Annotated in this window: 16 protein-coding genes; 7 read left to right on the top strand and 9 right to left on the bottom strand. The window is 58.6% G+C overall.

What is annotated here, in order from left to right; all coding sequences use genetic code 11:
- The first annotated feature begins 8 nt into the window (after positions 1–8).
- From ACAM29_RS07865 to ACAM29_RS07855, 3 genes are all read left to right on the top strand, one after another.
- Positions 9–1265 carry a DUF2254 domain-containing protein gene (locus ACAM29_RS07865; RefSeq protein ID WP_369623782.1) on the top strand — a complete coding sequence of 419 codons (1257 nt, stop codon included), beginning with the start codon at positions 9–11 and terminating at the stop codon, positions 1263–1265.
- Between the two features lie 188 nt (positions 1266–1453).
- Positions 1454–3196: an autotransporter assembly complex family protein gene (locus ACAM29_RS07860; RefSeq protein WP_369623781.1), complete on the top strand. Its 1743-nt coding sequence runs from the start codon at positions 1454–1456 to the stop codon at positions 3194–3196.
- On the top strand, positions 3193–6420 hold the full coding sequence (locus ACAM29_RS07855) for a translocation/assembly module TamB domain-containing protein (RefSeq protein ID WP_369623780.1): 3228 nt from the start codon (positions 3193–3195) through the stop codon (positions 6418–6420). Before ACAM29_RS07860 ends, ACAM29_RS07855 begins: the two co-directional genes overlap by 4 nt.
- A 61-nt stretch (positions 6421–6481) precedes the next feature.
- On the opposite strand, the gene ACAM29_RS07850 is transcribed toward ACAM29_RS07855, so the two are convergent.
- Positions 6482–7342: a universal stress protein gene (locus ACAM29_RS07850; protein ID WP_369623779.1), complete on the bottom strand. Its 861-nt coding sequence runs from the start codon at positions 7340–7342 to the stop codon at positions 6482–6484.
- Between the two features lie 12 nt (positions 7343–7354).
- The gene (locus ACAM29_RS07845) at positions 7355–8845 is read right to left on the bottom strand and encodes a SulP family inorganic anion transporter (RefSeq protein WP_206840852.1); all 1491 of its coding nucleotides are present in this window, start codon (positions 8843–8845) and stop codon (positions 7355–7357) included.
- Between the two features lie 144 nt (positions 8846–8989).
- Between ACAM29_RS07845 and cysP the strand changes: the two genes are divergently transcribed.
- The 4 genes from cysP to ACAM29_RS07825 are packed head-to-tail and all read left to right on the top strand — an operon-like array spanning position 8990 to position 12846.
- A complete protein-coding gene (gene cysP, locus ACAM29_RS07840; RefSeq protein ID WP_091827099.1) occupies positions 8990–9985 on the top strand; it encodes a thiosulfate ABC transporter substrate-binding protein CysP in 996 nt (331 codons plus the stop codon).
- A gap of 9 nt (positions 9986–9994) precedes the next feature.
- A complete protein-coding gene (gene cysT / locus ACAM29_RS07835; protein ID WP_091827100.1) occupies positions 9995–10885 on the top strand; it encodes a sulfate/thiosulfate ABC transporter permease CysT in 891 nt (296 codons plus the stop codon).
- Between the two features lie 6 nt (positions 10886–10891).
- Positions 10892–11755, top strand: coding sequence for a sulfate ABC transporter permease subunit CysW (cysW, locus tag ACAM29_RS07830; protein ID WP_206840854.1), 864 nt, complete (start codon positions 10892–10894; stop codon positions 11753–11755).
- Entirely contained in the window at positions 11752–12846 is a 1095-nt protein-coding gene (locus ACAM29_RS07825) for a sulfate/molybdate ABC transporter ATP-binding protein (protein WP_091827101.1), read from the top strand. The genes cysW and ACAM29_RS07825 overlap by 4 nt, the downstream gene beginning before the upstream one ends.
- On the opposite strand, the gene ACAM29_RS07820 is transcribed toward ACAM29_RS07825, so the two are convergent.
- The 7 genes from ACAM29_RS07820 to arsS are packed head-to-tail and all read right to left on the bottom strand — an operon-like array spanning position 12840 to position 20301.
- Positions 12840–13691, bottom strand: coding sequence for a metallophosphoesterase (locus ACAM29_RS07820; protein ID WP_369623778.1), 852 nt, complete (start codon positions 13689–13691; stop codon positions 12840–12842). The genes ACAM29_RS07825 and ACAM29_RS07820 overlap by 7 nt on opposite strands.
- A complete protein-coding gene (locus ACAM29_RS07815; RefSeq protein WP_369623777.1) occupies positions 13688–15082 on the bottom strand; it encodes a sodium:proline symporter in 1395 nt (464 codons plus the stop codon). Before ACAM29_RS07815 ends, ACAM29_RS07820 begins: the two co-directional genes overlap by 4 nt.
- A gap of 1 nt (position 15083) precedes the next feature.
- Positions 15084–15884 carry a DUF3047 domain-containing protein gene (locus ACAM29_RS07810; protein WP_369623776.1) on the bottom strand — a complete coding sequence of 267 codons (801 nt, stop codon included), beginning with the start codon at positions 15882–15884 and terminating at the stop codon, positions 15084–15086.
- The gene (locus ACAM29_RS07805) at positions 15881–16507 is read right to left on the bottom strand and encodes a TIGR04282 family arsenosugar biosynthesis glycosyltransferase (protein ID WP_369623775.1); all 627 of its coding nucleotides are present in this window, start codon (positions 16505–16507) and stop codon (positions 15881–15883) included. The genes ACAM29_RS07810 and ACAM29_RS07805 overlap by 4 nt, the downstream gene beginning before the upstream one ends.
- Complete coding sequence (locus ACAM29_RS07800) at positions 16504–17190, bottom strand: TIGR04283 family arsenosugar biosynthesis glycosyltransferase (RefSeq protein WP_369623774.1); 687 nt, start codon at positions 17188–17190, stop codon at positions 16504–16506. Before ACAM29_RS07800 ends, ACAM29_RS07805 begins: the two co-directional genes overlap by 4 nt.
- Position 17191: 1 nt before the next feature.
- Entirely contained in the window at positions 17192–19342 is a 2151-nt protein-coding gene (locus ACAM29_RS07795; protein WP_369623773.1) for an FAD-dependent oxidoreductase, read from the bottom strand.
- Complete coding sequence (gene arsS, locus ACAM29_RS07790; RefSeq protein ID WP_369623772.1) at positions 19339–20301, bottom strand: arsenosugar biosynthesis radical SAM (seleno)protein ArsS; 963 nt, start codon at positions 20299–20301, stop codon at positions 19339–19341. Before arsS ends, ACAM29_RS07795 begins: the two co-directional genes overlap by 4 nt.
- Between the last annotated feature and the right edge of the window lie 32 nt (positions 20302–20333).

The raw sequence follows: 20333 nt of genomic DNA, 5'->3' as shown, positions 1-20333 counted from the left end.
TAGCGAAAATGCAAAACACGGGACGTTACCTTTGGCTGCTGCACAACATCTTGAGGAAGATCTGGGTACGAGTTGCAGGCTTTGCGCTGCTGGCCATTCTTTCACTTGTGATAGCGCATCTATTCTCGGGCCGGCTACCTGTTGAATTGACACAGCGTTCCGGTGCGGCTGTGGTTGAAGACCTGCTGACCATCTTGGCCACTTCCATGTTGGCAGTCACCACCTTCTCGTTGTCCATTGCCGTTTCAGCCTTCGCTGCTGCGGCGAATTCAGCAACGCCTCGTGCCACTGCACTGTTACAGGAAGACAACACGACCCAAAATGTGCTGGCCACATTCATAGGGTCTTTTGTGTTCAGTCTGCTTGGCTTGATCGCGCTTAGTGCTGGCTTGTATGACGAATCAAGCCGATCTGTTCTGTTTGCGTTTACCATTGTGGTCATTGTATGGGTGATTGTTGCACTGATTCGTTGGACAAATCACCTGATGAATTTTGGCAGGATGGGTGACACTCTTGGTCGTGTAGAAGCGGCAGCCAGCGATTCACTTGCTGCTCGTATTCAAAACCCATATCTGGGAGGGAAACCTCTTCTCAGTAGTTTGCCGCAGGGACAGCGGGTGTGTGCTGCTTCGACGGGCTATGTACAGCACATTGATATGCCTGCACTGCAGGCTATTGCAGATAAGAGCGGTGCAAACATTTATCTGTGTCAGCTGCCCGGCCACTTTGTTTATAACGGCAAACCTCTCATGGTGATTACGGGCGCCCAACTGGACAGCGAAGCCGTTTCGGCGGCCTGTGCTGCGATTGTGTTGGGTACGGCTCGTACCTTTGCAGAAGATCCTCGGTTTGGATTGATCGTGATGGCTGAAATAGCCAGCAGGGCTCTGTCACCGGCCGTCAATGATCCAGGAACAGCGATTGACGTTGTTGGACGCCTGCTCAGAGTGCTCTCGCGGTGGTCCGAGAAAAACGAACCTGAGCCCAGCTTTCCAGACATCCATGTGCCTGTCGTATCCGTAAAAGATCTGGTAACCGATGCCTTCAGGCCCATCGCCAGAGATGGTGCAGCACTGATTGAAGTGCAGTGCCGCTTGGTCAAGGCACTTTTGGCACTGAAAGACCAGGCTCCGGAAGTGTTTGGAGAAGCGGTAAATGCGATGCTTGCTTACATACTTGATTGCATGAGTGTGGCAGGTGTTGTCTCTGCCGACATGGACGAGGTCATGAAGATTGATGGGATGGCACAGCTTTTTAACAATTGAGCGATGTGCCCCTGCTGAATCAAAACGAAAATGCCCCGCATCGTCGGGGTGTCATGGTTCGAGCAACAGCCTTGCTCCTTTGGCTTGTGCTCCTTGAGTTCCTGCTGTGTCGGCGCGTCAGCGAGGGAAGATTTTCAATGCCTTGGCAGGTTAGAATGGTGCCAGACTCGATCAAAGGAGCTGTGTGAGTGCCTCTGTTTTATCGTCCCCGACTGCTGTTGTTGCCCGCTTTGTTATTGTGCGGCACATGTGGCCAGCTCCAAGCTGCCCAGTTTGAGCTCGATGGGGTTGAGGGTGAGCTGGCTGACAACGTGCGTGCGATGCTGAGCGTTGACGATGCGCTGTTACAGGCACCACCGCCCACTGTCAGCCGGCTTCGCTACCTCCACCGTCAGGCGCCAGAAGAGATACGCCGGGCGCTGCAACCGTTCGGTTACTACAATCCGGTGCTGCAGCTGGAGATCAATCTGGATGGACCGGCAGAGCAGTGGGCGGCTCGCTATCAGATTGATGTCGGTCCAATCACCCGCATCCGTTCTGCACAGCTGGTGCTTGAAGGAGAGGGCGCCCAAGACAGTGTACTGCAGCAGGTGCTCACGGATACAAATATCCGAACCGATGAGCCATTGCGGCATGCAGACTATACCGCCCTTAAAAGCAGCCTGCAGTCGCGGGCAGCCGAGCGGGGTTACTACGAAGCGATGCTCAGGGTCAGTGAGATCCGGGTTGACCCCGAACAAAATCTGGCCGACATCGAGCTGGTGTATGACACCGGAATCCGAGCCCGGATCGGTGAAATTCGTTTTGACAAGGCACCGGTGTCGGAAGCGCTGCTGCGTCGTTACCTTCCCTTCGAGTCGGGTGACCCGGTTAATACCGCGCATCTGATCGAGTTGCAGCGTAACCTGATCAACAGTGATTATTTTGCCGATGTAGAGGTGAGACCTCAGCTGGCGGAGCTGGACAATGCAGAACTGCCGGTCGATGTGAAACTGACACCGCGCAAGCGCAGTCTCTACCAGGCCGGTTTTGGTTACGGAACCGATACAGGGGCGCGCATGCAGGTGGGTCTTACGCGGCGTTGGGTTAACAGTCGGGGACACACGCTGAACAGCCGTCTGCGGCTGTCTGAAATCCGCCAGCAGTTCACGACCAATTATGAAATCCCCGGCTTTCAGCCAACCACTGACCGCTTTGCACTGAATCTGAAACTGCAGGACGAGCAGTCGGATACCATCGATGCCCGCAGCTACGGCATCGGTGGCAGTTGGCAGAAGCAGATTGGTGACTGGGAACGACATCTCTCGCTGGATTGGGAGCAGGAAAGCTGGGTGTTTGAGGGGGATGAACAGGACTCCACACTGCTTATTCCAAGAGCCCGTTTCAGCCGAACCATCGCGGACAACCGTCTTAACACCCGTAAGGGACATCAAATTAGCTTTGGCGTCGGTGTGGCTTCACAAAACCTGCTCTCCGATACTGACCTTTTGCAGCTGGATCTGCGTGGAAAGCGTGTCGACAGCCTGTCTGATCGCTGGCGTTTGCTGTCCCGTGCCGAACTGGGTATCACATTGATCGACTCGGTCGATGACCTGCCGGCCACAATGCGTTACTACGCTGGCGGTGACAACAGTGTAAGGGGGTACGACTACCAGTCGCTGGGACCAGTCGGCGGTGATGGTGATGTGATTGGCGGGCGCTATCTGGTGACCGGCAGCGTTGAAGTCGACTATCTAATTCGTGAAAACTGGCGCGTGGCGGCTTTTATCGATACTGGTAACGCCTTTGACGACGCCGATACAGAGCTCAAAACCGGCGCAGGTTTCGGTGCCCGCTGGCAGTCGCCGGTGGGGCCGGTGCGCCTTGATCTGGCCATGCCACTGGACGAGAGCGGCTGGCGCATACACTTTACTCTGGGGCCTGATTTGTGAGACCGCTGTTACGCTGGAGTCTGGGTACACTGCTGATTTTTCTGCTGGGCATCCTGCTGATGCTGGCGGCCATTTTGTTTCTGCCCTCCGGTACCCGTTTTGCGCTCAACCTGAGTGCCAATCTGCTGCCCCAGCTTGAACTCAGGGATATTGATGGCACCTTGACATCCGAGCTGCAGATTGGATACCTGCGTTTTGCTCAGGATGGGCTGGGCATCGAAATAGAGCAGCTGTCTCTGCACTGGCACCCCTGGTCGCTGCGCGAGCCACGCCTGAAAGTGTATGGGCTCAGTGCAGCGTCTGTGAACGTTGCCTTGCCGGCATCGGCTGAGGAAGAGGCTCCGGTGCAGGAAACAGGCACTTTCCAGCTGCCGGAACTGCCTACAGTGGAGTTGCCGCTGCAGCTTGAGTTGGATCAGGTTAGTGTAGGGCATATACGCATTATCCAGGGAGAGCAGCGGTTGCTGGACGAGCTGGGAGTGAGCCTCGCACTGCACAGTGATGGTCAGCTGCTTGTGATTGACTCACTGAAACTGGAACAGCCCGGCAGCCAGTTGCAGTTGAGCGGCTGGACCGAACCGGCGCGGCAGTTCCTGAGCTACTTTGAGTTGCAGGGCTCAACCGATCTGACCCGCTGGGTACAGCTTGATCACTGGCCGGAGTCACTGCCTCTGAGTGCTGATCTGGTACTGGATCTGGATGGCGCCCAGCGTCAGCTGGAGTTGCAGCTTCAGGCACAGCAGGGTGAAACAGTGTTGCGGTTGCAGTCACAGGTGGACGCCAGCGAAACGATCCAGCTTGATTATCAACTGAGCGCTGAAGGCATCAACCCGGCACTGGCAGCTGCTGACTGGCCGGGTCAGTTGGAGCTGTCGGCCAACGGCCGCGTTGAGCTGGGGGAGCAGCTGCCTCAGCTGTCGCTTCAGTTGCAGTCATTGCAGGGTCAATTGCGACAGCAGCCGATCAGTTTGAGCGCCAGCGTGGCGAGTGATACCCGGCAGTGGCAGATTGATGCGCTGGATCTTCGCTACGCGGGTGCGAGGGCACAGGCAAAGGGTGCGATCAACGATCGTCTGGATTTAAGCTGGGAGCTGCAGGCACCCAATCTGGCTCGGCTGCTGCCTGACGCGCGTGGGCAACTGTCACTCAGTGGGCAGTTGAAGGGCGCATTGCTGCAGCCTGCCGTGACGGCCCGTATTCGTGCCAGTGGGCTGGGCTATGCCGATCAGGCCAGCCTGGAGCGCTTGAGTGGAGACGTGTCGCTGGACCTGTCCGGTGGCAGCGACTGGAAGGCAGACCTGCAGCTGGATAATGCCGCTGCAGCTGGCCAGACCATTGAACAGGTCAATTTGAACCTCAATGGCAAACCGGAGCAACACCGCTTGAGCCTGTCTGCAAACGGCTCGCCGGGTCAGCTGGAGCTGACCGCCGCCGGTGGCTGGAGCCCGGATCAGCAGCGCTGGCAGGGGCAACTCAATCGACTGGAGCTGCTGCCCGAACCATTCAGCCAATGGCGCTCGGTGGCACCTGCGGGTCTCATGATCTCAATGAAAGACTATCGCCTGGAACGTTTCTGCCTCGATGAGCAAAGTGCCGGAGGGCGTTTGTGCCTGCAGGCAGACGGTGATTTTGCCGGCCGTACGCAGGCAAGGGCCGAGCTGGACGAGCTGGCACTGAGCATGTTGGAGCCACTGCTTAATGGCATGCAGCTGACCCCAACGCTCTCGCTGCAGGCAGACTTCACCCAGCAACCCGGTGGCCTGCCAAAACTTGATGCAACACTGACAACCACGGCCGGTGAGCTGACCCCGGCGCAGGCGGACCAATCAGTTGCTTTGGCGCCACTGACTGCGCGTATTGCCTTGGCTGAAGATCGGTTGCAGTTGACGGCAGATACGCTGCTGGAAATGGTAGCTGGTGAGTTGGCGCTTGAACTGGATGTCACGGGCCTGAGCCAGCAACAGCGATTACGTGGACAGCTGCGTCTCAGTGCAGATGATCTGAGTGATGTGCAGGTGCTGATACCGGATCTGCAAAACCTGAAGGGTTTTGTCCGTGGCGAGCTGAGCCTGGCGGGTACACTGGCAAAGCCGGAGCTGGCAGGAGAGATCAGCTATCGAGAGGGCAGTGTAGAGCTGCCGGCGATGGGGCTGCTGATCGCGCCGATTGAGCTGCAGTTGGCACAGGCCGAATACCCCGGTCTGATCCGCTTTACGGGGTCAGCGCGCTCCGGTGACGGAAAGCTGCAACTGGACGGGGAATATGATCTGGAACAGCGTACCGGTGAGCTGACGCTGAATGGCGAGCAATTTACCGCCATGAACACACAGGAGATTCATGCCCAGATCAGCCCCGACCTGACCCTGAACCTGTCACCTGAAGCGGTCCGTCTGGGAGGGACCCTGCGTGTGCCCCAGACGCTGATATCCACGCCCAAGTCCCGTGAAAGTGCCGTGCAGCCCTCATCTGATGTGGTTATTGTCAAGGATGGAGAAGTCGTCGAAAAAGACCCCGCCATTCCTGTGTATGCTGACATTCGCATCGAACTCGGTGACGATGTGCGGGTCGATGCGCTGGGCTTCAAGGGGCGTCTGCTGGGAGCACTGCAGATCGAGGAATCGCCGGGCCGGACCACGCGGGCAACTGGCAGCATCCAGGTGGAAAGCGGTCAGTACCAGCTTTATGGTCAGGATTTGCAGATCAGACGTGGCAGTCTGGTATATGCTGCCGGCCCGGTCGATAACCCGGGACTGGATCTGCGTATCGGCCGCCAGGTAGACGACGTGATCGTAGGTGCCAATGTCAGTGGCACCTTGCGTGAACCGCGCATGGACCTCTATGGTGAGCCGGCCATGCCGGACAGCAGCGTGCTGTCCTACCTGTTGCTGGGCAAGGCTCCTGGCGAAAGTTCCGCAGGTGAGCAGCAGGTGATGCTGCAGGCGGCATTGGCACTGGGCATGAACCAGGGCAACAAAATTACCGGTAACCTGCGTGAGGCCTTTGCTCTGGACGAGTTCGGCTTTGACAGCGATGCGAGCGGTGAATCGGCCTTTTTCATTGGCAAATACCTGTCACCCCGACTCTATTTGCGTTATGGCGTAGGCGTGATGGAGGCCGTCAACACACTTAGCCTGAAATACAAGTTGAGTGAAAAATGGCGTGTTGAAGCGCAAAGCAATGAACTGGGCAGTGGTGCAGATCTGCTCTATACCTTGGAACGTTGAATACTTTGAATCTGTTGAAAACGGGGCCCTGATACATAACAACAGGGCCCCGGCGCACTGATCAGCGCAACAGCAGCAGCGGAACCTTGCTGTTATGCAGCATCCAGTGGGTCATGCTGCCCAGCAGAAACTGGCGGATACGGGAGTGGCCCCAAGCCCCCATCACCAGCATGTCGATCTGCTGTTCTTCGACGTAAGCCAGTAATGCCGTACGCACCTCTTCCTGCTCCAGCTCGGCGGTTGTTACATCAAACCCCGCTCCTTCCAGCATGGTTTTGGCATTGGCCAGCTGCTCACGCTGACGCTCAAGGCGTTTGCCTGCCATTACCAGGTGGCAGGGAATGCCTTTGAACAGCGGGCTTTGGGCAACCATTTTCAGCGCCTTGTTGGCCGTTACACTGCCGTCATAGGCGAGCATAAAGCGTTCGGGGGCCTTGAAGTTGTCCAGTGCCACCAGAATCGGTTTTTGCAGCGTACGGGTGACATTTTCCAGATGGCTGCCGACGGCATCACTGGCGCTGTCATGGGCTTCACCCTGACGTCCCATCACCAGCAGGCGGGTATCCGGCTCGAACTCCAGCAGGGTATCGACCAGAAAATCGTGGCGTTGCAGCTCGCTGATCTGTTCATTGGATACACCGGCTTCTTCCACCTGCTTGCGGGCTTCGGCCAGCATGAAACGGCCCTGCTCCAGCATCAGGCGGCTGCGTTTGCCATCCAGCTCGGCCAGCTCTTCCAGCAGATGCTCACGAGTCCCAAGGCCAATGTTGCCGCTCATGTTGCCTTCGGCCGGGTAGTCGGTTTTTTCCAGCACATGCAGCAGCTCCAGCGGTGCGTTCAGTTGCTGCTGGGCCCAGGCGGAGGCTGCACACACGTTGATGGCGGCCCGTGAGCCATCGATACACGCAATAATCTTGCTCATGGTCAGTATCCCTTAATGCCCGGACATGAATTTTTCGACCGCTTCAGGCTTGTTGTGGATCGCCTGTTTGTCGACGATGGTGCGGCTGGCCTCATTGAGGCCAATAACGTCGACCTCAACACCTTCGCGGCGGAACTTGAGCACGACCTTGTCCAGTGAACCAACGGCCGTAATATCCCAGAAATGAGCCTGGCTCAGGTCGATTACGACCTTATCAAGCGCTTCCTTGAAATCAAAGGAAGTGATGAATTTTTCCGCCGAGGTGAAGAATACCTGTCCGACCACTGTGTACGTACGGGTGGCGCTGGCATCGTCCTTGTGTGAGCGGATTGCCATGTGCTGACCCACCTTGTTGGCGAAGAACAGCGACGCCAGCAGTACCCCAACGAACACACCGATTGCCAGGTTGTGTGTTGCAACCACTACGGCGACGGTGGCGATCATGACCACGTTGGTCGACATCGGGTGTTTCTTCAGATCCCGAATCGATGCCCAGGAGAAGGTGCCGATCGACACCATGATCATTACGGCTACCAGGGCCGCCATCGGGATCTGGCTGATCCACTCGTCCAGAAACACCACCAGAATGATCAGGAACAGACCCGCCACAAAAGTGGAGAGGCGTCCTCGACCACCGGATTTTACGTTGATGATCGACTGGCCAATCATGGCACAGCCGGCCATGCCGCCGAGCAGGCCCGAACCGATATTGGCGATGCCCTGACCCTTGCACTCACGGTTGCGGTCGCTGCTGGTGTCGGTCAGCTCATCGACGATGTTGGCGGTCATCAAGGACTCCAGCAGGCCGACAACGGCCAGGCCAAGGGAGTAGGGCAGGATGATCATCAGAGTTTCAAGGTTCAACGGCACTTCAGGCCAGAGGAAAATCGGCAGGGTGTCCGGTAACTCGCCCATGTCGCCAACGGTGCGAATATCGAGGCCGAAGATCATGGCCACAGCGGTCATGGAGATGATGCAGACCAGAGGGGAGGGCAGGTTCTTGCCCAGTACCGGCACATAGGGGAAAAGATAGATGATGCCCAGACCGGCGGCCGTCATGGCGTAGACATGCCAGGTCACGTTGGTCAGCTCGGGCAGCTGAGCCATGAAGATCAGGATGGCCAGCGCGTTGACGAAGCCGGTTACCACCGAGCGCGATACAAAGCGCATCAAGTCACCCAGCTTGAGAAAGCCCGCCAGAATCTGAATCACGCCCGTAAGCAGAGTCGCGGCAAGCAGATACTGCAGACCATGTTCCTTAACCAGCGTCACCATCAAAAGCGCCATGGCACCGGTGGCGGCCGAGATCATCCCGGGGCGACCGCCCACAAAGGCGATGATGACGGCGATACAGAAAGAGGCATAGAGGCCAACCTTGGGATCGACACCGGCAATGATGGAGAAGGCGATTGCCTCGGGAATCAGGGCCAGTGCCACAACCGTTCCCGCAAGCAAGTCGTTGCGGATATTGGAGAACCAGTCCTGTTTGATTTTTTGCAGCATTACAGCGCTCTCAAGATCGATGAATATTAGCAGGGGCGCGATTATAGCAAATTTCTATATGGCTATAAAATTATAAGATTTGGATTATTGATTTCCTTTTGTTATAAAGAATCCATTCTTAAGACCCTGACGAAAGGTGCAATGATGAAAAACTGGATCAAGGCGGCTGCTTTGGGCGCTGCCCTGCTGTCGCAGCCGGTACTGGCTGAAGAGCGTGAACTGCTTAACACATCATACGACATTGCCCGTGAGCTGTTCGCTGACTACAACGAGCATTTCAAGGCTCACTGGCAGGCAAAAACCGGTGAAACCGTTGCCATCAAACAGTCCCATGCGGGCTCTTCCAAGCAGGCCCAGGCCATTCTGCAGGGACTGCGTGCAGATGTCGTTACCTTTAACCAGGTGACTGATATCGACATCCTGCATGAGCGTGGCAATCTGATTCCGGCAGACTGGTCCGAGCGTTTGCCCAACGCCAGTTCTCCCTACTACTCCACCATGGCGTTTCTGGTTCGTGAAGGTAACCCGAAGAACATTCAGAACTGGGATGACCTGATTCGTGACGATGTGGCACTGGTAATGCCGAACCCGAAAACGTCCGGCAACGGTCGCTATACCTACTTGGCCGCACTGGGTTACGCCCAGAAAGTGTTCGGCGGTGATCAGGAAAAAATCGACCAGTTTCTGGCCAAGTTGCTGCGACAGGTAAAAGTGTTCGATACCGGCGGCCGCGGCGCCACCACCACTTTTGTTGAGCGTGGCATTGGTGACGTGCTGCTGACCTTCGAGAGCGAAATTCTGAACCTGGCCGACAGCCATAAGGGTGCCTATCAGGCGGTGACACCGAAAGTCAGCTTCCTGGCCGAATTCCCGGTGACCTGGCTGGAAAGCAATAACGAGCGCAATGGCACAACCGATCTGGCCAAGGCCTATCTGGAAGAGCTGTACTCCGAAGCGTCTCAGCGTCTGTTGGCCGGCTATAACTACCGTGTTCACAACGATGTCGTGAAAGCCGAAACAGCGGATCGTTTCCCTGAAGTTGAGCTGCTGCCGATTCAGGCCATTACCGGCAGCTGGCAGAAGGCGATGGACGAACATTTTGCCAGCGGTGGCAAGCTGGACCAGCTGCAGCGTCGCTAGGAGCCCCACGTGACCTCACGGCAACACTCAGTACCACAATCATCAGGCGCCCCCTTTGGGGGGCGTCTTTTTGGCAGCAGAAGCAAGCGGGTGCTGCCCGGCTTTGCACTGAGCCTTGGCATATCCCTGTTCTTCGTCAGCCTGGTGCTGTTGCTGCCCATCAGTGGACTGGTGATGGAAACCTCGGGGATGGGTTGGGCGCGTTTTTGGCAGGTCATAACCGACCCGCGCGTGATTGAGTCCTACAAGGTAACGCTCTGGACCGCCCTGGCGGCTTCACTTTTCAACGGCGCGTTTGGTCTGTTGCTGGCGTGGGTGCTGGTACGGTACGAGTTCCCGGGCAAGCGGCTGGTGGATGCGATGGTCGATCTGCCCTTCGCGTTGCCGACGGCGGTTGCCGGCATTACGCTGGCGGGCCTGTTCTCACAGAACGGCTGGTACGGTCAGTGGCTGGCACAGCTGGGGATCGATGTGGCCTTTACGCCGCTGGGTATTGTGGTCGCCATGTCGTTCACCAGTATCCCCTTTGTGGTGCGTACCGTTCAGCCCGTGCTGGAAGATATGGCCCCTGAGGATGAAGAGGCCGCCATTACACTGGGAGCCACCGATCTGCGCGTATTCAGACAGGTGGTGTTTCCGGCGATCTGGCCGGCACTGGTGACCGGTATTGCGCTCTCTTTTACCCGCAGTCTGGGTGAATTTGGCGCCATCATCTTTATTGCGGGCAACATGCCCTATGTGAGTGAAGTGACCAGCCTGATGATCTTCATTCGGCTGCAGGAGTTTGACTACGCCGCCGCCAGTGCCATCGCATCCGTGGTGCTGCTGGTATCGCTGGTCCTGCTGTTTTCAATCAACCTTTGGCAGGCGCGGTTTCTGCGCCGGCTGGCAGGTCGGTAATTGATCATGAGACGTGCACAACATAACCGCATTGGTGATCAGCCCTGGGTGAAGTGGCTGTTGGTCGGGTTGACCCTGACGCTGGCTGTACTGCTGTTACTGGTGCCGCTGGTGATGATCTTTGCCCAGGCGTTCAGTGCCGGTGTCGCCGGCTATATTGAAAACCTGAGCGACAGTATTACCCTGCACGCCATCGGCCTGACCTTGCTGGTAGCGGCACTGACCGTGCCGCTGAATCTGGTATTTGGTACCGCACTGGCCTGGGCCGTGACCCGGTTCAATTTTCCGGGTCGCAAGCTGTTGATCACGTTGATCGATATTCCCTTTGCGGTCTCCCCGGTGGTGGCAGGTTTGCTCTACCTGGTGCTATATGGCAACAACGGCTGGGTGGGCAGTTGGCTCAGTGACTACGATGTTCAGCTGATGTTTGCCTGGCCGGGCATTGTCATGGTGACCGTGTTCGTGACCTGTCCCTTTGTTGCCCGTGAGCTGATCCCGCTGATGCAGCAGCAGGGCAGTGAAGAGGAAGAGGCTGCAGTGGTGCTCGGTGCTTCGGGCTGGCGGCTGTTCCGCAAGATCACGTTGCCCAATATCAAATGGGCGCTGATTTACGGCGTGGTACTGACCAACGCACGGGCGGTGGGCGAATTCGGCGCCGTGTCGGTGGTGTCCGGCAATATCCGTGGCGAGACCAATACCTTGCCGCTGCATGTGGAGCTGCTGTATCAGGATTACAACATCGTGGGGGCCTTTGCCAGTGCCTCCCTGCTGGCGGGCATCGCGGTGCTGACGCTGGCGGTAAAAGGGTTTGTGGAGTGGCATCAAAGCCGCGAAACCGTGGAAACACCGAGTGACAGGACCGGCGCATGACCATCAGAATTGAACGGGTAAACAAGTTCTTCGGCAACTTTCAGGCGCTGCATGACGTGAATCTGGAGATTCCCGAAGGCCAGCTGACGGCCCTGCTGGGACCATCCGGTTCCGGCAAGACGACGTTGCTCCGCATCATTGCGGGACTTGAAAGCAATGATCAGGGCCGCATTCTGTTTGGTGATCAGGATGTGAGCAAACTGCATGTGCGCGATCGCAATATCGGTTTCGTATTCCAGCACTATGCCCTGTTTCGCAACCTGACGGTGGCGCAAAACATCGCCTTTGGTCTGGAATCGTTGCCGCGCCGCGAGCGGCCGGCAAAAGCTGAAATCGCCAAGCGGGTGAAGGAGCTGCTGGAGATGATTCAGCTGCCGCAGCTGGCGGATCGCTATCCCGCCCAGCTCTCCGGTGGACAGAAGCAGCGTGTGGCCCTGGCACGGGCGCTGGCCACTCGGCCGCGGATTCTGTTGCTGGATGAACCGTTCGGGGCGCTGGACGCGAAAGTGCGCAAGGACTTGCGCCGCTGGCTGCGCAGCCTGCATGACGAATTCCACTTTACCAGCATCTTCGTGACTCACGATCAGGAGGAGGCGCTGGAGCTGTCCGATCAGGTCGTGGTAATGAGTCATGGTCGGGTGGAGCAGGTCAATACACCCACAGAACTCTATGCCCGACCGGAAAGCCGCTTCGTGTTCGATTTTCTGGGGCATGTGAATGTACTCTCGGGACAGATCGAAAGCGATCGACTGAGTCAGGGGGACGCTTGGGTCAGGCTGCCGCAGGCCGCACAGCAAGGCGAGGCACAACTCTGTCTTCGTCCGCATGAGGTCAGGCTGGTCGAGCAGCCATCCGAACATGCCTACCTGCCGTTCAACATCGAGGCCGTCAGCCTGATCGGCTCTGAGGTTAGGGTTGAGCTGCGCCCTGATGGCTGGGCCGGTGACGAGATCTGGGAAGTGGGTATCAGCCACGCCGAATTCAACCGGCGTCAGCCCAAGCGTGGTGACCGCTGCTACGCGGTGCCCGATGTGGGGCACCTGTTTGTGGGAACCGACAGCAAACCCAGGACACTGGCCTGGGCTCAGTAACTCAGGCGCAGCGTCTGAGGCTTCAGCGGGGTGGCTGGCTCCAGTCGATCTGCCTCCGGCAGAATATCGGTACTGGGCCAGCGCCCGCTTGTCAGTGCCTGCGCGTATGCATCACACAAGTCCGCCTGTTGCATCCGTTGCCGGCTTGTCTGGGCCTGATACGGCAGTCGGTGCCAATGGGCCATGACGCCATCGCTGTCGGGTTCCAGCAGCAGATACCAGCCATCCCGAGTCCCGTCATTGGCGGGCATGCCGATCACACCGGCGTTAAGCCAGTAGCCACACTCAAGCCGCTCGCCAAACGGAATACCGCAATGTCCCCCGACCACTGCATCGGCAGTGGTGGCTGACAGACGTGCCTGCTTCAGTGACTGCGCAGTACCCGGGAAGATGAACTCGTTGATGCTTTGAGTGCTGCCGTGTACCACGCTGAATTGGAGCGGGCCCAGCTGAAAATCCAGCTGCCCCGGCAGCTCGGCCATCCAGCGCTGCTGCTCCGGGCTGACCCGTTGGCTGGCGTAGCGATACCACTCGATCGACAGCAGTGAGCAGCTGCTGTCGGCGTCAAATCCGCAGCCGCAGTCGGGCGCGCCGGCCCCCAATGACTGCTCACAGTTGCCCTGTACCACATGGATGCCCCAACGCCGGATCAGCTCAAGGGTTTCCACGGGCTCGGCGCAGTAGGCGATGATATCGCCGGTGCAGATGATCCGCTCGGGCGGAATTTGCAGCCGCTGTGCTTCGGCCTGCATCGCTTCGGTGGCGGCCAGGTTGCTGTAGGGACCACCAAACAGCAATACAGGCCCGTTCAACTGTTCCAGATCCCTCTTCCGATTGATCATCATGGCTGTACCTGCATCCGGCTGTCCGCTGGTCGGGGGCGGCGGGCACTCAGGCTGCCGATCTGGAACATCAGGCAGCCGATGATCAGCACGGCCAGTGAGATCCACAGCAGCTTGGTGTACTTGTGCGACTCGCCCAACAGAGCGCTGTAGCCCGAGGACTCGGTGAAATAGAGCACCGCGCCCCCAAGGGCTACAACAAAGCTGCCCAGATAGCTCCATAGCGGAATGTCGCGTTGATTGCCCCACAGGCTGAAAAAGATGACCGGGGCCAGGTACATGGACGCGGTACCGCTGACCGCCACGGCGCTGAACAGATCCTTGTTGCCCCAGAACACCAGCGCCAGCCCCAGCAGCATGAACAGCACCATGGCGATACGGCCGTTGTTCACCTGTGCCGGGACCAGCTTCATGTCCATCACTACCAGTTTGGCTGAACTGGACAGGGTGCTGTCCAGGGTCGACATGGCCGAAATTACCAGCGTGGCGCTGAACAGCAGCATGGGCCATTCACCCAACAATCGCGTCAGCGCCTGGTTCATGTCTTCACCACTAAAAGCACCGGCACCGGCAATAACGCCCAGTGAACCAAAGGCGAGAATGCACAGGGTGCTGATCCAGCCGGCATGGATGAAGCTGCGCCAGGTGGTGCGGCGGTCGGCAAGGAAGCCACGATCCATCATCACCGGGTCGTGCATCGGGTAGCTCCACACCTGCAGCAGGGCGACCAACAGCAAAATGGGGCCGGGATCACTGATCTCAAAGGGCTTGAAATCGAGCAGGGCGACAGAAAAGTGACCTCCGGCCACGGCAAAAATCAGCAGCAGCCCCAGCACTGCAAGGAACACCAGCATCTGGAACAGGTCGGTGCGCAGGCTGGCGTGCAGGCCACCGAGCATGGAATAGATCAGGGTCACAAGCGACACGGCCAGTACCGCCAGGGTATAGGCCTGAGAACCGGCCACACCGAACAGAATGCCGATTACCAGCAGGTTGGCGAACACCTCGCTGATCAGACGTACGCCGATCACCAAGTTGTAGCAGCGGGTGCCCCAGTGACCAAAGCGTTCATGCAGGAAGGCCTGAATGCTCGCGTGCCCCTGCCGAAAGCGCAAGTGGTCGATGATCAGGGCGCCGGTAAAAAACGACAGGTAATAGGCGGCGTAGGCAAGCGTGCCCCAAATACCGTAATAAAAGCCCAGAATGGCGGCATTAAGCAGCGAACGGGCAAAGATCCAGGTGGTGACCTGAGAGAAAATCAGCGTGATTAGCCCCGGTGCATCGCCTTCGGCAGAGCGGCCATGGAAAAAGCCGTTTTCCTGTGTCCTTTGGCGGGACAGATACAGCGAGAAGGCAGCCACGATCATAATCAAAACAGCCAGCGGAGTGTTCATCTCAGTTCCCGTTCGTGTCAGTCAGGTTGTTGGAGTTAGACGGTGAGGCTGCAGCGGCAGGAAACCGGCACGGCGCCTCGGCGGTAACCAGATGGAGATCCGCAAACAGGGCGCCGGTTTGAACACCGGTATTGTCGCTGTCAGACGCTATGGCCAGTTGCAGCGTGCGGGCCGAGTCGGCACCAAAGAGTTGCTGCAGATCTTTCAGCAGATTGCGACGCTCTTCCACCCAGCGGCCGGTGTCGTCCCTGCCGCTGCGCAGTACCAGCATCCGGGCGCGGTCGGTATAGGCGTTATCCGCCGTTGTGCCGATGGGATGGCGGTTGTCCCAGATATAGTTGATGGCGGCATCCGGCAGGTCATCGCCGTGCACCGTGCGGGCCAGGCCCAGCTTCATGCGTGTGCCGAGGCTCATGGCACTGTCGGGCAGGTCAAAGGTGACGTAGACACGGGCGGCATAATCATCGCCCGCCTTGGTGGTCATATCAGCCTGCTCGATGGGGCTGTCGACCCACCAGCGCCAGCAGAGCACTGGTGTTTGATCCAGGTCTGCTTGCAGTGGCCTCGCCAGCAGCGCCATGGCGGCTTCGGCACTGGCTTCAACAGCTGCAACCCCATGATGTTGGCGCAGGCCATATTGAGTTGCCGGGATGTTGTCCTCGAAACGTACCAGCTGCCAGGGTTCCTGCGGCAGGCTGCTGTAGCGGCTGAAATCACCCAGCATGACGACTTCAGCCCCCGACAGGGCTGGCGTACACAGCGATGCGCTCAAAACAGTGGCACACAGCAAGCAGCTTCTCATATCGAATGTCCTGACAGTGATGGATAGTGTTGCAGTCGCACCAGATCGTCGGGCTCGTCCAGATCCCAGAGCGGCTCACTTTCATGCCAGCGCCAGCCCAGTTGCCTGAGGCGATCACGGGTCAGCGTTGTTACCTGATCCGTACTCCATGGCATATCGCTGAACAGGGATGCATCAAATCGGCGCAGCCCCAGCAGGGAGTAGCCGCCATCCAGCACGGGGCAGAGGCAGGCATCTTGTTTCATCAGCGTGGTAGCCATGGCCTGCAGCTTTGGTGCTTCCAGCTGCGGGCAGTCGGTGCCGATCAGCATCACCGGCAGTCCTGATGCCAGCCCCCGTTGAGCGGCTGTGGCCATGCGCTGACCCAGATCACCATCGGATTGTTCGGTCAGTTCGATCCGGTCATTGTTATGCCAGTGGTGCCAATAGTCGGCATGCCGATCCGGAGTCACACACAGTTCCACCGGCCCCAGATCCGCCGCCAGTGCCTGTGTTACCGCGTGGTGTAATAGCCGGTCGGCCAGTTCGGCGGCCCCCTGCGCCCCCAATGCCGGAATCAGCCGGGTCTTGGCAAGGCCTGGCCGGGGTTCCTTGGCGATGATGATGATGCGTAGTGCGTTCATCGATAGCGCTCCGCCAGTTGTTGTGCCGGGGTGCCACGCCAGTAGGCCCAGCGCAGTTGCCACATCAGCAGGATGGTGCGCCAGCTGCCACGGCTGTCCCAGCGCCGGCCGGAGGTGATGACGGTCTGGCGCAAACAGATGGGGGCGACGACCGACTTCAGGCGTTTGCTGATCTCGATGTCTTCCATCAACGGCTGCTCGGGGAAGCCGCCGACCCGCTCGAACAGCTCACGGCTCATGAACAGTGCCTGATCGCCTGTGGCGATGCCGCTCAGGCGGGAGCGCAGGTTCATCAGGCGGGCGATCAGCGGCAACATGCGTGAACGTCCTTCAATTTGCACATCGAAGCGACCCCAGGCATGAGGGAGATTGGCAAGCGCAGCCAGTACCGCTTGATCCGCCCCGTCCGGCAGGCGGGTATCGGCATGCAGGAACAGCAGATTGTTGGCCGTGCAGGCTCGTGCGCCGCTGTTCATTTGAGTGGCGCGACCGCGCGCGGCATCCAGTACTCTGAAGTCCAATGCCCGAGCGGTTTCGGCGGTGTGATCACGACTGCCGCCATCGACCAGCAGCACCTCGACACCGCGCTGCTGCCAGTGACGCAGATGCTCCAACAACAGGGGCAGTGTCTCGATCTCGTTCAAGACCGGCACCACGATCGCCAGATCGGCCCGGGAGGACATCTCAGCCCCTCCTCCAGCTGTGGTAGCGCTGCAGCCATTTCATGGCGGCTTCGGGGGCGTGTGCTTTTTTCCATTCACCGGCCGCATACTTGTTGGCTTCGGCCCAGGTGGGGTAGGTATGAATGGTGCCCAATACCTTGTTCAGGCCCAGCCCGTGTTTCATCGCCAGCACAAATTCGGCCAGCAGTTCACCAGAATGGCTGCCGGCGATACAGACGCCGAGAATGCGATCCTTGCCCGGTGCCGTGAGCACCTTGACGAAGCCGGTGCGTTCGCTCTCGGCAATGGCGCGATCCAGGTCATCCAGATCGTAACGGGTCACCTCATAGGCGATGCCCTGTTCAATCGCTTCCTGCTCGCTCAGACCCACCCGTGCCACTTCAGGGTCGGTGAAGGTCGTCCAGGGGATCACGCGGTAGTCGGCGCGAAAGCGCTTGAACTGCCCGAACAGGGCATTGACGGCGGCGTACCACGCCTGATGGGCCGCCGTATGGGTGAATTGATAGGGTCCGGCCACATCGCCGACGGCATAGATATTGGGGTAGAGGGTTTCCAGATAGTCGTTGGTGACGACCGTGCGCCGGGTTTCAATCCCCAGTGTCTCCAGCCCATAGCCTGTGAGGCGTGGCTGTCGGCCGACGGCGATCAGCAGCTCGTCGAATTCCAGCGCGGTCTCCTGTTCCTGGTGCTCACAGATCAGGAACTTGCGACCTTCTCGCCACTCGGTGCGCAGGGCGGCGTGTTCGGTCAGAACCTGAACGCCGTCGGCCTGCATGGACGCTTGCACCAGCTGGGCCACCTCTTCATCCTCACGCGGCAGCAGGCGTGCGCCACGCTGTACCTGTGTCACGTCTGATCCCAGACGCGCAAAGCCTTGTGCCAGCTCACAGCCGATGGGGCCGCCACCCAACACGATCAGCCGCTGCGGTGGGGTATCCAGTTCAGCAAACCTGTCCCACAGGGTATCGCTGGTGACATAGCCGGTCTCGTCCAGTCCCGGCAGTGGCGGCACGACCGGGCTGGCGCCGGTGGCGAGAATGATGCTGCGGGCAGTCAGACGCTGGCGGCTGCCATCGTGCAGGCGGATCTCCACCGTCCAGGGATCAATCAGGCTGGCATGCCCCTGAAGGACTTCGACACCCAGCCCGGTATAGCGCTCAACGCTGTCATGAGGCTCTACCTGACGGATCACCTCATGGATACGTGCCATGACGGTACGGAAGGAAAAACTCGGGTTGGTCGCTTCAAGACCATAGCGCTCGGCGTGCTTCATCTGATGGGCGACACGGGCGCTCTTGATCAGCGCCTTGCTGGGGACGCAGCCGTAGTTGAGGCAGTCGCCGCCCATTTTGTGGGCTTCGATCAGGGTCACTTTGGCGTTCACGGCGGCCGCGATGTAGGACGACACCAACCCCCCGGCGCCCGCGCCGATCACGATCAGGTTACGGTCAAAGCGCGCCGGTTTTTTCCAGCGGGCATAAACCCGGCGGCGCTGAATCAATCCAGTCACCTTCTTCGCCAGCAGCGGGAACAGGCCCAGCAGCGCGAAGGAGATCAGCAGATCAGGCGAGAGAATGCCGGACAGGCTTTCAAGCTGGGCAATCTGGGTGCCGGCATTCACGTAGACCAGCGTGCCGGCCAGCATGCCGATCTGGCTGACCCAGTAGAAGGTCCAGGCCTTGATCGGCGTGAGGCCCATCAGCAGGTTGATCAGGAAAAAGGGAAATGCCGGTACCAGCCTCAGGGTGAACAGGTAGAACGCCCCGTCTCGCTCAATACCGCGATTGATGGCTGCCAGTCGTGAACCGAAACGTTGCTGTACCGCATCACGCAGCAGATAGCGCGACACCAGGAACGCCAGGGTGGCGCCGATGGTGGATGCAAAGGATACCAGCAGTGTGCCTTGAAGCAGGCCGAACAGAGCGCCGGCAGCAACGGTCATGACGGCGGCACCGGGCAGTGACAGCGCGGTCACGACCACATACAGAAGAAAGAAACCGCCGGCCATCAACAGCGGAAACTGACTGCGCCACTGTTCAAACTGGCCCAGACCCGACTTGAGCCCTTCCAGTGTCAGCCAGTGGTGCAGGTCCAGCATAAAGAAGGCACCGGCAACGGCTGCAAGGATGGCCAGTATCAGCAGCTTTTTCATCCCTTGTCTCCGATAGCGCCACCACAGCTGCTGCCCTGACCCGCCGTGCAACCATAGCAGTGATCGCCGGTACAGATCGGGTTGTGGATCAGATCGGTGTCGAGCAGTTCCTTAAGGCTGCGCCGCTTGCCCGGTATGGGCATCTCCAGTTGCTGGTTGAAGTCGCAGTCATACAACCGGCCCTGCCAGTCCACGCTGATGGTGCTGCGGCACATCAGGTTATCCAGATTGGTCTGGCTGAAGTTGTCCTTCAACAGTTGCATGTAGGGTTCAAACTGGCCTTTGGATAACAGCATTGAGCCGAATCGCTTGATCGGCATGTTGGTGATGGTAAACAGCTGATTGAAGACAATACCGAAGTGTTCGGCCAGCTCACGTGTGTAGTCGGCCTCCAGTGCCTGCTGCGGCGGCGGCAGCGAAGGGCCCTGCGGGTTGTAGACCAGGTTGAGCACCAAACCGGAACCGGGCTGGCCATAACCAAGTGCGTTCAGTTTCTGCAGCCCTGCAATGCTCAGGTCAAACACTCCCTTGCCGCGCTGTTTGTCCACGTTTTCAACCGAGTAGCAGGGCAGGGAGGCCACGATCTCCACCTGCTGTTCGGCGAGAAACTCGGCCAGGCCGGTCTGATCATCTTCAAACAGAATGGTCAGGTTGCAGCGGTCGATCACCTTCACGCCCAGCGCACGCGCAGCGCGTACCAGTTCGCGAAAGCGCGGGTGCATTTCCGGTGCGCCGCCGGTCAGATCCAGAGTGTCGATTTTGCGTGTTTTCAGTACCTGAGGGATCAGGTCAATCAACGCATCGCTCATCATCTCGGTACGATTGGGGCCGGCATTGACGTGGCAATGCACACAGGTCTGGTTACAGCGATAGCCCAAATTGACCTGCAGGGTCTGTGTTCTGTCGCGGCGTATCGTGGGAAAGTTGGTCACTTCCAGCAGTTCTATGGTCGACAGCATGTGTCAGCCCCCTTTAAAAGGTGTGTTTTGAT

Source organism: Marinobacterium sp. BA1, assembly GCF_041155135.1.
Taxonomy (GTDB): domain Bacteria; phylum Pseudomonadota; class Gammaproteobacteria; order Pseudomonadales; family Balneatricaceae; genus Marinobacterium; species Marinobacterium iners.
Note: the sequence above shows the minus strand (reverse complement) of the source record. Positions and strands in the feature narration are given on the sequence as shown.